The 12,696-nt window shown below is 73.3% G+C and carries 13 protein-coding genes; 2 read left to right on the top strand and 11 right to left on the bottom strand.

Going from position 1 to position 12,696, the window contains the following annotated elements; genetic code table 11:
• Positions 1-13: 13 nt before the first annotated feature.
• The gene (csrA, locus tag JUB12_RS22260) at positions 14-244 is read right to left on the bottom strand and encodes a carbon storage regulator CsrA (RefSeq protein WP_205699503.1); all 231 of its coding nucleotides are present in this window, start codon (positions 242-244) and stop codon (positions 14-16) included.
• Positions 245-380: 136 nt separating this feature from the next.
• Here csrA and JUB12_RS10110 point away from each other — a divergent pair, with 136 nt between their 5' ends.
• Positions 381-941, top strand: coding sequence for a hypothetical protein (locus tag JUB12_RS10110; RefSeq protein WP_205699504.1), 561 nt, complete (start codon positions 381-383; stop codon positions 939-941).
• On the opposite strand, the gene JUB12_RS10115 is transcribed toward JUB12_RS10110, so the two are convergent.
• On the bottom strand, positions 938-1,267 hold the full coding sequence (locus tag JUB12_RS10115; RefSeq protein ID WP_205699505.1) for a hypothetical protein: 330 nt from the start codon (positions 1,265-1,267) through the stop codon (positions 938-940). The genes JUB12_RS10110 and JUB12_RS10115 overlap by 4 nt on opposite strands.
• Before the next feature lie 98 nt (positions 1,268-1,365).
• On the opposite strand from JUB12_RS10115, the gene JUB12_RS10120 reads away from it, so the two are divergent.
• The gene (locus JUB12_RS10120; protein WP_205699506.1) at positions 1,366-1,644 is read left to right on the top strand and encodes a hypothetical protein; all 279 of its coding nucleotides are present in this window, start codon (positions 1,366-1,368) and stop codon (positions 1,642-1,644) included.
• A gap of 126 nt (positions 1,645-1,770) precedes the next feature.
• Here the strand turns inward: JUB12_RS10120 and JUB12_RS10125 are convergent, their stop codons facing one another.
• The 9 genes from JUB12_RS10125 to JUB12_RS10165 form a co-directional block, all read right to left on the bottom strand.
• Positions 1,771-2,166, bottom strand: a complete 396-nt coding sequence (locus JUB12_RS10125; RefSeq protein ID WP_205699507.1) for a septum formation initiator family protein — start codon at positions 2,164-2,166, stop codon at positions 1,771-1,773.
• 65 nt (positions 2,167-2,231) lie between these two features.
• Positions 2,232-3,506, bottom strand: a complete 1,275-nt coding sequence (gene eno / locus JUB12_RS10130) for a phosphopyruvate hydratase (RefSeq protein WP_205699508.1) — start codon at positions 3,504-3,506, stop codon at positions 2,232-2,234.
• A 5-nt stretch (positions 3,507-3,511) separates the two neighbouring features.
• A complete protein-coding gene (gene mazG, locus JUB12_RS10135; protein WP_205699509.1) occupies positions 3,512-4,285 on the bottom strand; it encodes a nucleoside triphosphate pyrophosphohydrolase in 774 nt (257 codons plus the stop codon).
• 53 nt (positions 4,286-4,338) lie between these two features.
• The gene (locus tag JUB12_RS10140) at positions 4,339-5,520 is read right to left on the bottom strand and encodes a peptidyl-prolyl cis-trans isomerase (RefSeq protein ID WP_205699510.1); all 1,182 of its coding nucleotides are present in this window, start codon (positions 5,518-5,520) and stop codon (positions 4,339-4,341) included.
• A 45-nt stretch (positions 5,521-5,565) separates the two neighbouring features.
• Positions 5,566-8,973: a transcription-repair coupling factor gene (mfd, locus tag JUB12_RS10145; RefSeq protein ID WP_205699511.1), complete on the bottom strand. Its 3,408-nt coding sequence runs from the start codon at positions 8,971-8,973 to the stop codon at positions 5,566-5,568.
• Between the two features lie 112 nt (positions 8,974-9,085).
• Positions 9,086-9,358: a hypothetical protein gene (locus tag JUB12_RS10150; protein ID WP_205699512.1), complete on the bottom strand. Its 273-nt coding sequence runs from the start codon at positions 9,356-9,358 to the stop codon at positions 9,086-9,088.
• Between the two features lie 65 nt (positions 9,359-9,423).
• The gene (pth, locus tag JUB12_RS10155) at positions 9,424-10,014 is read right to left on the bottom strand and encodes an aminoacyl-tRNA hydrolase (RefSeq protein ID WP_205699513.1); all 591 of its coding nucleotides are present in this window, start codon (positions 10,012-10,014) and stop codon (positions 9,424-9,426) included.
• Positions 10,015-10,041: 27 nt separating this feature from the next.
• Entirely contained in the window at positions 10,042-10,743 is a 702-nt protein-coding gene (locus JUB12_RS10160) for a 50S ribosomal protein L25 (RefSeq protein ID WP_205699514.1), read from the bottom strand.
• Positions 10,744-10,781: 38 nt separating this feature from the next.
• The gene (locus tag JUB12_RS10165) at positions 10,782-12,668 is read right to left on the bottom strand and encodes a glycoside hydrolase family 2 protein (RefSeq protein WP_205699515.1); all 1,887 of its coding nucleotides are present in this window, start codon (positions 12,666-12,668) and stop codon (positions 10,782-10,784) included.
• Positions 12,669-12,696: the final 28 nt, after the last annotated feature.

The raw sequence follows: 12,696 nt of genomic DNA on the forward strand, positions 1-12,696 counted from the left end.
GCCGGGCGGCGCGCTACGCGCCGGCGAGCTTCTTCAGCGCGGTGTCCACCTCGGCCCGCACGGCGCCCGGCTCCGCGCCGCGCTCCTGCTGGATCTCGAGGTAGACCTCCTTGCGGAAGACCGGGATGTCCCGCGGGGCCTGGATCCCGATGCGCACCTTCTCGCCCATGATCGAGAGCACCGAGACCTCGATGTCGTCCCCGATCATGATGCTCTGGTTGGACTTTCGCGTCAGGACCAGCATCCAGCGGCCTCCGGTTGAGCCGTTTCCCCTTGCACCAGGCTCCGCCCCGCGCTTCCCTGGAAGAGCAGAACCATCGCAGTGTCGACGCGCGGTTGCAAGCCGCCCGCCCGAGGCTGGCGGTAGGGTGGCACGCCACATGGCACGTCGTTCCCTCCGACCGCAGCTCAACCAGATCCGGACGTGGGTGCGCCAGGGGCGCACGGACGCGTGGATCGCCCACCAGCTCGAGGTCACCGTCCAGGACATCGAGGCGTTCAAGAAGCAGAACGACCTCGCTCCTGCGGGTGACGGCGACGGGCCCGCGGCCGACTTCGACGACGACATCGACCTGCGCGCCGAGGACGACGCGGCCATCGCCGCCGAGCTCGAGGCCGAGGCCGAGGCGCGCGCCGCCGAGGAGGCCGCCAAGGCCGCCGCCGGCGAGGACGACGACGCCGAGGACGACGACGACAAGCCCCGTCGCCGGGGTCGTCGCGGCGGGCGTGGGCGCGGTCGCAAGAAGTCGACGCAGACGACCTTCGAGGGCACCTTCGACCACGGCGAGGAGGGCTACGGGCTGTGGCTCGACCCCGCCGTCGCCGACAGCGCCGTCTACGCCGAGCACTGGGCCGGGGCCCGCGCGCTCGAGGTCGTCCTCGAGGAGGACCAGATCGTCCTGCGCCGCGCGGCCGAGGCCGACGACGGCGACGACGACTAGTCCTCGGGCTCGATCCGCCGGCCGCCGGCGTAGTCGCTGGCCTCGCGCAGGTACCGCGCGAAGGCCGCGTCGGCGACCGTCCGGGCGTCCCAGGCCCACGGCGCGCCCGGCGCCGCGGCGTAGGCGACGTCGAGGGTCCACGACGTCCCACCGCGCTCGTAGAGGTCCACGAGCTCGTCGACGGTGAACGGCCCGCCGAGCCGGCGGCGCAGCTCGGCCACCAGCCGCTCGACCACCCGGTCCATCGCGGGCCGCTCGTGGGGCTGGGCGCCGGCGACGCGGCGCTCCCCGTCGCGCCACTGCTGCACCGCGGTCTCGAACGACACCGCGCCCAAGCTAGCGCGCCCTCACCGCCGCCCGGCTGTCGTGCGCGTATGGAGATCCGCAGACGCACCGGCAACACGCCACCGCCTTCACTGGCGCGATGGCCAGACACCTCCGAAGCCCGCTGGTGGCGCTCGCCGCCGCCGCCCTGCTCGGCGCCGCCGGCGCCTCCCCGAGCCACGCCGCCGGCGGCCACACCGCCCAGGCGCCCGGGACGCTGCCGCCGAGGGGTGCCCCCTCGGCGCCCGCCAGGACGCTGCCTCCTCGGCGGCGCTCCCAGCCCGGCCGGCCCTCCACCCCGGGCAAGCCGCGACTGCGCCGCCGGCCGTCGCAGCGCCAGCGGCACCCTGGCGCGCCGGGCCGCCGCCTGCCCAGGTAGGGCGGCGAACGGCGCCGGGCGGCTGAGCGGGCCGGATCGTCGTCCCTGGGGAGGAGGAGGGCGAGGCACAGTGCGCCGGCACGGGCCTCGCCCGATGACACTGCCAGGGGCGGCGAGGCGCCCCGCTCAGTCGCCGGGCGCGCCCGGCAGGCCCTTGACGATGTAGCCCCGCTCGCCCGGCTTGACCATGCCCAGCCGGCGCGCCTCGGCCTCCAGCACGCGCGGGTCCTGCAGCGCCGCCCGGCGCTCGCGCAGCTTGCGGTTCTCGACCTTGAGCTTCTGGACCTCGGCGCGGCGGCTGCCCGCCTCGCGCCACGTCTCGACGTAGGTGATCGTCGGGCCGACGTAGAGGTACAGCAGGCCCACGAGGACGACGAGCAGCCCGACGCGGCCGATGCGGTCCCAGCGGATGCCGGGCCGCGCGCCGCCCTGGACGACCCGCGGCCGAGGGCGCGGCGGTGCCGGCCGTCCGGCGGGGGCGCGGCGCTCGTCGCGCGCGCGGGCGGTGCTGCGCTGGGCCATCCCCTGCCGCGTTCGCCGCCGGCGCGCGGGCTCCTGCCCGCGCAGCCGGACGTGCGAGCGACGGCCTAGGCGCGGAAGACGCTGCGCCCGGGGAACTCGGCGTCGCCGCCGAGGGCCTCCTCGATGCGCAGGAGCTGGTTGTACTTCGCCACGCGATCCGAGCGCGAGGGCGCGCCCGTCTTGATCTGGCCGCAGCCGGTGGCGACCGCGAGGTCGGCGATCGTGACGTCCTCGGTCTCGCCCGAGCGGTGCGACATGACCGCCGTGTAGCCGGCCGAGCGCGCGAGGTCGATCGCGTCGAGCGTCTCGGTCAGCGTCCCGATCTGGTTGACCTTGATGAGGATCGAGTTGCCCACGCCGGCGTCGATGCCGCGCTGCAGGCGCTCGACGTTCGTGACGAAGAGGTCGTCGCCGACGAGCTGCACCTTCTCGCCCACGCGGTCGGTGAGGGCCTTCCAGCCGTCCCAGTCCTCCTCGTCCATGCCGTCCTCGATCGAGACGATCGGGTACTTGCCGCACAGCTCGGCCCAGTAGGCGGCGAGCTCCTCGGAGCTGAGCTTGCGCCCCTCGTGCTCGAGGTCGTAGGCGCCGTCCTTGCGGATCTCCGACGTCGCCGGGTCCAGCGCGATGAAGACGTCCTCGCCCGGGCGGTAGCCGGCCTTCTCGATGCCCGCGACGAGGACCTGCAGCGCCTCCTCGTTGGAGCCGAGGTTGGGGGCGAAGCCGCCCTCGTCGCCGACCGCCGTCGCCATCCCGCGACCGCTGAGCTCCTTCTTCAGCGCGTGGAAGACCTCCGTGCCGACGCGCAGGCACTCGCTGAACGAGGGCGCGCCGGCCGGGACGACCATGAACTCCTGGAAGTCGACCGAGTTGTCGGCGTGGGCGCCGCCGTTGAGGACGTTCATCATCGGCACGGGCAGCACGTGCGCCGCCTCGCCACCGAGGTAGCGCCAGAGCGGCAGGCCCTCCTCGGCCGCCGCTGCGTGCGCCGCCGCGAGCGAGACGCCGAGGATGGCGTTCGCCCCCAGGCGCGACTTGTTCGGCGTGCCGTCGAGGTCGCGCAGCGCCTGGTCGAGGCCGCGCTGGTCGGTCGCGTCGCGTCCGGCGATCGCCTCGGCGATCTCGCCGTTGACGTTGCCCACGGCGCGGGTCACGCCCTTGCCGAGGTACGCGTCGCCGCCGTCGCGCAGCTCGGTGGCCTCGAACTCGCCGGTGGAGGCACCGGAGGGCACCGCGGCCCGGCCGCTGGCGCCGGAGCGCAGCGCGAGCTCGACCTCGACGGTGGGGTTGCCGCGCGAGTCGAGGACCTGGCGGGCGTGGACCTTCTCGATCTGGGACAAGGGAGCTACAGCCTCTCGTTCAGCGCCGCCTGCGCGTAGAAGTCCAGCCGGCGCTCCTTCGTCATGTCGGACCAGCCCTCGCCCGCCTGCTGCGCAAGGCGCTCGGCGGCGAGGACGCGGTCGCGGAACCTACCCGACGAGTCGCGCAGGGCGAGCTCCGGGTCGACCTTGAGCTTGCGCGCCACGTTCACGCAGGCGAACAGGAGGTCGCCGACGAGGCGGAACTGGTCCTCGCGCCGGCCCTCGGAGGCCACGAGGGAGTCGACGATCGCCTCGATCGCGTCGTAGGGCACCTCGTCGAGGTCCAGGCCCGACGTCGCGGCCCGCCGCTGGAGCTTGCGGGCGAAGAGCGGGCCGGGCAGGTTCTCCGGGACCTCGCCGAAGATGCCCGGCTCGCGGCCCTCCTCGGTCTGCTTGATCTGGTCCCAGTTGCGCAGGACCTCCCCCGCGGATTCGACCTCGACGTCGCTGAAGACGTGGGGATGGCGGCGGATGAGCTTCTGGCGGCAGTGCTCGGCGACGTCGGCCAGCGAGCCGGCGCCGCGCTCCTCGAGCAGCAGCGAGAGGAAGTGGACCTGGAAGAGGACGTCGCCGAGCTCGTCGAGGAGCTTGGCGTCGTCGCCGCGCTGGGCGGCGTCGGCCAGCTCGTAGGCCTCCTCGACGGTGTGCGGGACGATCGAGCGCTCGTCCTGCTCGCGGTCCCAGGGGCACTCGACCCGCAACCGGCGGGTCAGCGCGTCGAGCTCGAGGAGCGCCTTGGCGGAAGCGTCGGAGGGCACGCCCGGACGGTAGCGGCACCGTCCGGGCGTGCCGTCAGCGACGAGGCCTCGGGCTAGGAGCCGCCGTTGGCCGGCGGGGCCTGCTGCTGCGGGACCTGCGACGGCGCGACGGTGGTCGCGGTCGAGGAGGTCTTCGGCGCGTTCTTGCAGTCCTGCGTGACGAAGCCGTCCTTGCAGTTCGTGCGGTCCTTCCACGTCTCGCGGAAGTCCTTCACGAAGCCGTCCAGCGACTTCTGCTGGCGCTCGGAGGTCAGCAGCGACTTGATCGTCGCCTCGGACTGCTTGAGCGACTGCTTCGAGCCCGGGGTGATCTTCTGGACCTGGAAGACGTAGAAGCCGAACTGCGTCTTGATCGGCCCGGTGAGCTGGCCCTTCTTGGCGGAGAAGATCGCCTCGTCCAGCGCCTTCTCCTGCTGGCCCTTGGAGACGGCGAGCAGGACGCCGCCCTGGCTCTTGGAGGCCTGGTCGATCGAGTAGCGCTTGGCGACCGCGGCGAAGGACTGGCCGCCGGCGATGGCGGCGCGGGCCTGGTCGGCGCGCTCCTTGGTCTTGGTCAGCACGATGCGCAGGTCACGGCGCTCGGGCTGCGAGAAGCGCTGCGGGTTCTTCTCGTAGTAGCTCTTGATGTCGGCGGCGGAGACCTTCGCCGCGTCCTTGACGACCTTCTCGCGCAGCTTGTTGGAGACCGCGTCGAGCTTGACGCGGTACATCAGGTCCTCCTCGACGTAGCCCGAGCTCTTGAGGAACTTCGTGAAGTCCGAGGCGTTGGGGAACGACTGCTGCTTGGTCTGGTCCCACTGCTTCTTGACCTCGGCGTCGGTGACCTTGACGTCGCGGTCGGCGGCCTCGCCGAGGATCCACTGGGCCGACAGCAGGAACTGCATGACCTGGTCGCGCAGGCTCTCGTACTCCTGCTTGCACTGGGTCTTGTACTGCGCCGGCGTCGGCTTGGGCTGGCCCTTGGCGGGCTTGGTCGCCGTCTTGGTCTTGTTGGCGACGCACTTGTCGAAGTTCGGCGGGTCCGGCACGACCGGCTTGGCGGCGGTGGTGCCCGCGGCGCCCGAGGTCGAGATCGCGGCGATGTTCATCCAGTGGTCGAACGTCGCCTTCTTGATGCTCTCGTCGCCGACCCGGGCGACAGAGTTGCCGGGGACGCTGTCGCCGCAGGCGGCCAGGCCTGCCGACACAGCGAGGGCGGCGGCAGCCGCCGCCGTCTTGCGCAGCTTCGTCGTCATGTGCCGCGGACGGTACCAACGGCCTCTAAGACTGGCGTCAGAGGGTCAGACTGAGGCCTCGGCGACCGGGGTAGGTCCTTCGGCCTCCTCCCCGGTGGCACCGCCGCTGCAGACCGCCAGGAGGACGTCGGCCGCCCGGACGACCGCCGGGAAGCGCTCCTCCGGGGCGTCGGGCACCCGCAGCGAGACCTGGGAGCGGCCCGGCTCGACCACGACGCCCGGGAGCTCGTCCTTGAGCTGGGCGGCCTGCTCGCCGGAGAGGTCGATGGGCGTGACCGCGAGGCGGCCCTGGCGGAACGAGACGACCTTCGCCCCGGCCCGGCCGAGCTTGATGCGCGCCTGCTGCAGGAGCAGGAGGTTCTCCAGCGGCTCGGGCGGCGCGCCGAAGCGGTCCTCGAGCTCCTCGCGCAGCGCACCGAGCTCGGAGACCTCGCGGGCGCTGGCGATCCGGCGGTGGACCTCGATCTTGGCCTGCTCGTAGGGGACGTAGTCGGCCGGGACGTACGCGTCGACGTTGACGTCGAGGCGCACCGGCTCGGTGTCGTCGGCGTCGTCGGTGCCCTCCATGGAGGCGACGGCCTCGTCGAGCATCGACATGTACAGCTCGAAGCCCAGCGCCGCGACGTGGCCGGACTGCTCGTCGCCGAGCAGGTTGCCCGCGCCGCGGATCTCGAGGTCGCGCATGGCGATCTTGAAGCCGGCGCCGAGCTCGGTGTAGTCGCTGAGGGCACTGAGGCGCTTCGTCGCCTCCTCCGTCAGGACCGCGTGCGAGGGGTACAGCAGGTACGCGTAGGCGCGCTCCCGGGCCCGGCCGACGCGCCCGCGGATCTGGTAGAGCTGGGCGAGGCCGAAGAGGTCGGCGCGCTCGACGATCAGCGTGTTGGCGCTGGGCACGTCGATGCCCGACTCGACGATCGACGTGGCCACCAGGACGTCGGCCTCGCCGCGCACGAAGCCGAGCATCCGCTGCTCGAGCTCCTTCTCGTCGAGCTGGCCGTGGGCGACCTCGAAGCGCACGCCCGGGCACAGGCCGCGCAGGCGCTCGGCCACCTCGTCGATCGTCTCGACGCGGTTGTGGATGAAGAACGCCTGACCGCCACGGGCCTTCTCGCGCATGATGGCCGTCTTGACGAGCTCCTCGTCGTACTCGCCGACGTAGGTCTTGACCGGGCGCCGGCCCTCCGGCGGCGTCTCGATGACCGAGATGTCGCGCACGCCGGCCAGCGACATCTGGAGCGTGCGGGGGATCGGCGTGGCGCTCATCGCGATGACGTCGACCTTGAGCTTGAGCTGGCGCAGCAGCTCCTTCTGCTTGACGCCGAAGCGCTGCTCCTCGTCGACGACGATCAGCCCGATGTCCTTGCCGCGCAGGTCGCGGCCGAGCAGCCGGTGGGTGCCGATGAGGATGTCGACCGTCCCCTCGTTGAAGCGGGCGATCGCCTCCTTCTGCTGCTTGGGCGTGCGGAAGCGGCTGACGTGCTCGACGGTGAACGGGTAGTCCTTCAGGCGCTCCGCGAAGGTGCCGTGGTGCTGCTGGGCCAGGATCGTCGTCGGCGCCAGCACGAGGACCTGCTTGCCGTCGTCGGCGGCCTTGAACGCGGCGCGCAGCGCGACCTCGGTCTTGCCGTAGCCGACGTCGCCGCAGACGAGGCGGTCCATCGGCTCCTCGCGCTCCATGTCGGCCTTGACGACCTCGATGGCGTCCTTCTGGTCGGGGGTCTCGGTGTAGGGGAACTTCGCCTCGAACTCCTGGAGCCACTCGGAGTCCTCGGGGAACGCGTGGCCGCGGCGCTTGCGCCGCTCGGCGTAGAGGTTGAGCAGCTCGCCCGCGAGCTCCTGGGCGGCGCGCCGGGCGCGCGCCTTCATCGTCTCCCAGGCCTTGCCGCCGAGCTTGCTCAGCGTCGGGGTGGACGCGCCGCCCGCGCCGACGTAGCGCGAGATCTTCGCGAGCTGCTCGACCGGGAGGTAGACCTTGTCCGAGCCGGCGAACTCGAGCTGCAGGTAGTCGCGGGTGACGCCGCCGACGGTCTTGGTCTCGAACCCGGCGAAGCGGGCGATGCCGTGGTCCTCGTGGACGACGTGGTCGCCCGTGCGCAGGTCGGCGAACGAGCGCAGGGCGCCGCGCCGCGGCCGGTCGCGGTCGCGCTCGGGGCGCCGGCGGCGGAAGAGGCGGTGGGCCGGGATGACGGCCAGCCGCGGGCCCGCGGCGTAGAAGCCGTCGCGCAGCTGGGCCTCGGCGAACAGGAGGTCGGCCTGGGATCCGGCGTCCTCCTGGAGCCAGCGGGCCTTGAGGCGGGCGAGGTTGTAGGCCGTGCGCTCGCCCTCGCCGCGCCGCGGCCAGACGACGACGGTGCGGTAGCCCGAGCGCAGGAGGCGCTCGAGCTCGGGCTCGGCCTCCTTGAGCGAGCGGGCGCCGACGTCGGCGGCCTGGGCGCGCAGCTCGAACGGCTGGTCGCCGCTGAGCGCGCTGAGGCGGACGTGCGCGCGCTCCTGGATCGTCGCCAGGACGTCCTCGGGGCGGACGTAGAGGTCGTGGGCGTCCTGGTCGTGGAAGGCGGCGCAGACGTCCTGCCAGTGGTCGCGCAGCGCCGGCTCGACGTCCTCCTCGGCGGCGACGACCACCGCGGTGTCGGCGGGCGCGAGCTCCGAGAAGCGCCGGAAGCGGTCGACGGGCAGGAGCTCGGCGACGTCGGGCCGGTCGTCCTCGTCGGACATCGCGGCGATCTCGGCGGCCTCGCGGTGCTCGGCGGCGAGCTCGGCCGCTGGTGCGATCTCGACCTCGCCGACCTCGCCGAGCGAGCGCTGCGTGAACGTCGAGAACTGGCGCAGCGCCTCGATCTCGATGTCGAAGAGGTCGACCCGGATCGCGTGGTCGCTCGTGGCGGGGAAGACGTCGAGCAGCCCGCCGCGCACGGCGAACTGCCCGCGGTCCTCGACCTGGTCGACCCGGACGTAGCCGGCGGCGACGAGGTCGGCGGAGACCTCGTCGAGGTCGAGCAGCCCGCCGACCCGGAGGCTGAAGGACGTGGGGCGCAGCGCCGGGTCGGGGACCTTCTCGGCCAGCGCCGTGACGGAGGCGACGACGACGGGCGGGTCCTGGTCGCCGCCGGGGTCCCAGCCCAGGAGGGCGTCGAGGGCGGCGACGCGCAGGCCGATCAGGTGCGCCGGCGGCGCGAGGTGCGACTCGTAGGTGACGCCGCGCGAGGGGTAGACGCGCACCGGCCGCGGGTGCAGCCAGGCGCGCAGGTCGGCGGCGAGGTCGCGGGCGGCGCGGTCGTCGCCGGCCACGACGACGGCAGGGCGGCCGGCCATCGGGCCGTCGAGGCCGTCGAGCAGGGCGGCGACGGTGTACGGCCGCATGGAGGCCGACACGAAGGCGCGGCCGCCGTCCTGGGCGAGGGCGGCGCCGGCGGGGTCGTCGGCGAGGTGCTGGAGGAGGGGGCGCAGGCTCATCTGGGGGCGACCCTCCAGTCTAGGAACCGCCCGTCGCGCACCCGTGCCCGGCCCCGACCACTGCAGGTGTCCGACACCCGCAGGGGGTGCAGGTGTCAGACACCGCCGGTGCTCAGCCGCCGAGGAGCCGGCGCAGACGCGCCACGAGCCCGCCGGGACGCTCGGTGCCGGAGGCCGCCGGTCCGGCCCCGCCCGACGTCGCCCCTCCCCCGCCGGCCGCGGCGCCCTGGGTCCGGGCGGTCGAGGCCTCCGACGGGCCCGGGGCGCTCGACGCCTCCCCGCCGGGCGCCCCGGCGCCGGACGCCGGGGCGACGTGGCCCTCCTGGGGCTGCAGGGGCGCGTCGGCGACCTCGGAGGGACGGCGGCTGGACGGCTCGGGCTCCATGCGTCCGGGGTGCCCCGAACTGGAGGTGCCAGACACCCGCCGCGCCACCGGTGTCAGACGCTCGCCTAGCGCGAGGGGGCGAGGACCTCCCGGCCCTCGACAATGCGCTCGACGGTGTCGGCGGCGCGGGCGACGAGCTCGCGGACCTCGTCGTCGGACTGCTTCCAGCGGCCGAGGACGTGGGCGGAGACGATCTCGGGGTCCGTCGTGTCGGGCCGGCCGATGCCGATCCGCACGCGGCCGAAGTCCGGCGAGCCGAACTCCGCCTTGAGGGACTTCAGGCCGTTGTGGCCCGCGAGGCCGCCGCCCAGGCGCACGCGCAGGTCGCCGAACCCCAGGTCGAGCTCGTCGTGGACGACGACCACGTGGTCGAGCTCGACCTTCAGCGCGCCGCGCGCCGGGCCGGCGCTCTTGCCCGACTCGTTCATGTACGTCTGCGGGCGCAGCACCGCGACACGGGGACCGCCCGGCATCGTCCGGCCCTCGTGCAGCAGCCCGCGGAAGGTCTTGCGCGCCTTGCCGAGGTCCCAGCGCTCGGCCAGGGCCTCGGCGACCAGGAAGCCGACGTTGTGGGGCGTGCGCGCGTAGCGCTCGCCCGGGTTGCCCAGGCCGACGACCAGCCAGTCGGCCGGCGGCGTGCCGCGGAAGAGGCTCACGGCGGTGCGGCGCCCGCCAGGCGGCGGCTACTCGCCGCCGGTGTCGCCCGCGTCGGCCGGCACGTCGCCGGCGTCCGCGTCCTCGGCGGAGCCCTCGGCCTCGCCGGCGCCCTCGCCGACGACCTCGGTCTCCGTCTCGACCTCGTCGCCCGGCTCCTCGACCGCGGTCGGGGCGGTGATCGAGGCGATGATCGTCGCCTCCGGGTCGTCGAGCAGCGTCACGCCCTGCGGGGCGGTGATCTCGCCGAGCGTCAGCGTGGCGGCGACCTCCATGCCCGACACGTCGACCTGGAGGACGTCCGGGATGTCCGCCGGCAGCGCCTCGACGTTGAGCTCGCGCGTCTCGTGGGTGAGCACGCCGCCCTCCTTGACGCCCGGGGCGTCCTCGGAGCCGGTGAGCTCGACCGTCACGACGGCCTGGATCGTCTGGTTGAGGTCGACCCGCAGGAGGTCGATGTGCAGCACGTCGCCGCGCACCGGGTGGCGCTGGGCGTCCTTGAGGACGGCGGACTCGCTGCCGGAGTCGTCGAGCTGCAGGTCGAGGACGGCGCCGGACGCCGCGAGGGCGTGGCGCAGCTCGCGCGCGTCGACGTCGAAGGAGACCGGGTCCTGCCCACGGCCGTAGAGCACGCCGGGGACCCGGCCGGCACGGCGCAGGCGGCGGATCTCCCGCGAGTGCGCGGGCTGGCGGGTGGCAACGGCGAGCTTGGTGGACTGCGTCTTGGCCATGAGCGGCGGTCGATGGTAGCGGGACGTCGCCGCGCGCGTCAGCGCGCGGCGACCTGCGTCGTCGCCTTGAACAGCCGCTGGAGGTCGAAGAACGCCGGCTTCTTGCTGCCGTCGAAGCGCACGACGCCCTTCTGGTGGATTGGCGGCTCGGGCCGCGGGTTGCCGCCCTCCCAGCCCGGACGCACCCGGAACTCCTGCAGACCCCACCAGACCGCGCCGCTCAGCCACGGCTTCGAGGCGTAGACGCCGAGGTGGTAGTTCACGAAGTCCTGCTGGTGCAGGTAGGTGCCCTTCTCCTCCACCGGACCGTCGCGGTTGGCCTCCGCGCCGAACTCCGTGATGACGATCGCCTTGTCGCCGTAGCAGGCGCGGACGCTGTCGAGGTAGTCGCTGAGCAGCTCGCGGTCGGCGATCTGGCCGTTCGGGCCGGGGTACCAGCCGAAGTACTCGTTGATGCCGATGACGTCCAGCGGCTTGTACTCGGGCTGGCAGCCGGCGGCCGGGTAGCCGGCCACGGCGTAGCCCACGGGGCGCGACGGGTCGATCGCCTTCGCCCGGCGGACCGCCTCGGCGATGTAGGAGCCCTGCACCGGACCGGGCCGCGCGCTGAGCTCGTTGCCGATCGACCAGGTGATGATCGACGGGTGGTTCTGGTTGGTCAGGACCGCGGACTCGAGCTCGCGGGCGGCGAGCCGGCGGACGAGCGCCTGCTTGAGGTACTGCGTCTTGACCGCGTAGACCGGCACCTCGACCCAGGCGAGCATCCCGAGCTCGTCGAGGCGCTCGTAGTAGTGCGGGTGCAGCGGGTAGTGGCTGCGCAGCAGCGTCGCGCCGGCCTCCTGGGCCCAGGCGATCTGCTGGTCGCGCGTCGCGTTGTCGATCGCGAAGCCGCGGTCCTTGGAGTCCTCGTGGAGGCCGAAGCCGCGGTAGTTGAGGCGCTTGCCGTTGAGGAACAGCTCGCCGTTGGCGACCTTGATCGAGCGGATGCCCGTGCGGTTGCGGAAGCGCTGGAGCGTGCGACCGCCGCTGGTCGCGGTGAGCGTCGTGTCGTAGAGCGACGGCTTGCCGACGTCCCACACCCGCGGGTTGCGCACGCCGACCCGGCGCTGGAGCGTCGCGAACTTCTTCGGGCCGACCGTGACGGTGCCGACGTTGATCGTCCGGCTGCCGAGCTTGCCGCGCACGGTCACGCGGCGAGCGCGCTCGCCGTAGTTGCGCAGCGTCGCGCGGTAGGTCAGCGACGCGTCGCAGGTGCCGCACGGCAGGTCGGGACGGACGACCGCGGTGGAGAAGTCGATGCCGTCGATGCGGCGCAGGTAGACCTCGCGCAGCAGGCCGCCGTAGTTCCACCAGCCGCCCGTGGGCGCGCCGGTGACCGACAGGCCCGACGGCGGGAAGTCCGTGCTGAAGCGGCGCGAGTCGACGCGGACGACGAGCCGGTTCGTCGCCCCGCCGCGCTTGAGGACGCTCGGCGGGAGGCGGATCTCGAACGGCAGGTACGCGCCGCGGTTCTGGCCGATGAGCTTGCCGTTGAGGTAGATGCGCGAGCGGTAGTTCACCGACTCGAAGCGCATGACCCAGCTGAAGCGCCGGTTGCCCGACGGGAGCTTGAAGTCCTTGCGGTACCAGCCGACGGTCCCCATGAACGAGGTCTCGCTCTCGTCCGTGGCGTTCCAGGCGTGGGGGACCGAGATCGGCGTCCAGCCGTCGGTGGAGGTCTGCGACTGGAAGCCCTGGCGCTGGCCGTCGAACTTCGGGTCCATGCGCAGGAGCCACTGGCCGCCCACGAGGTACCGGCCGGTGGGGCCGTTCTCGTAGCGGGCGTCGGTCGACAGGCCCGAGCTCTGCGCGGCGGCGGTGGACGGGACGAGGGCGAGGGCTGCGAGGGCGGCGAGCGCGGGCAGCAGAGGACGGCGGCGGGGCATGCGGCGGGTCACAACACCAGGGGACGGG

Source organism: Conexibacter sp. SYSU D00693, from assembly GCF_017084525.1.
In the GTDB taxonomy this organism is placed as follows: domain Bacteria; phylum Actinomycetota; class Thermoleophilia; order Solirubrobacterales; family Solirubrobacteraceae; genus Baekduia.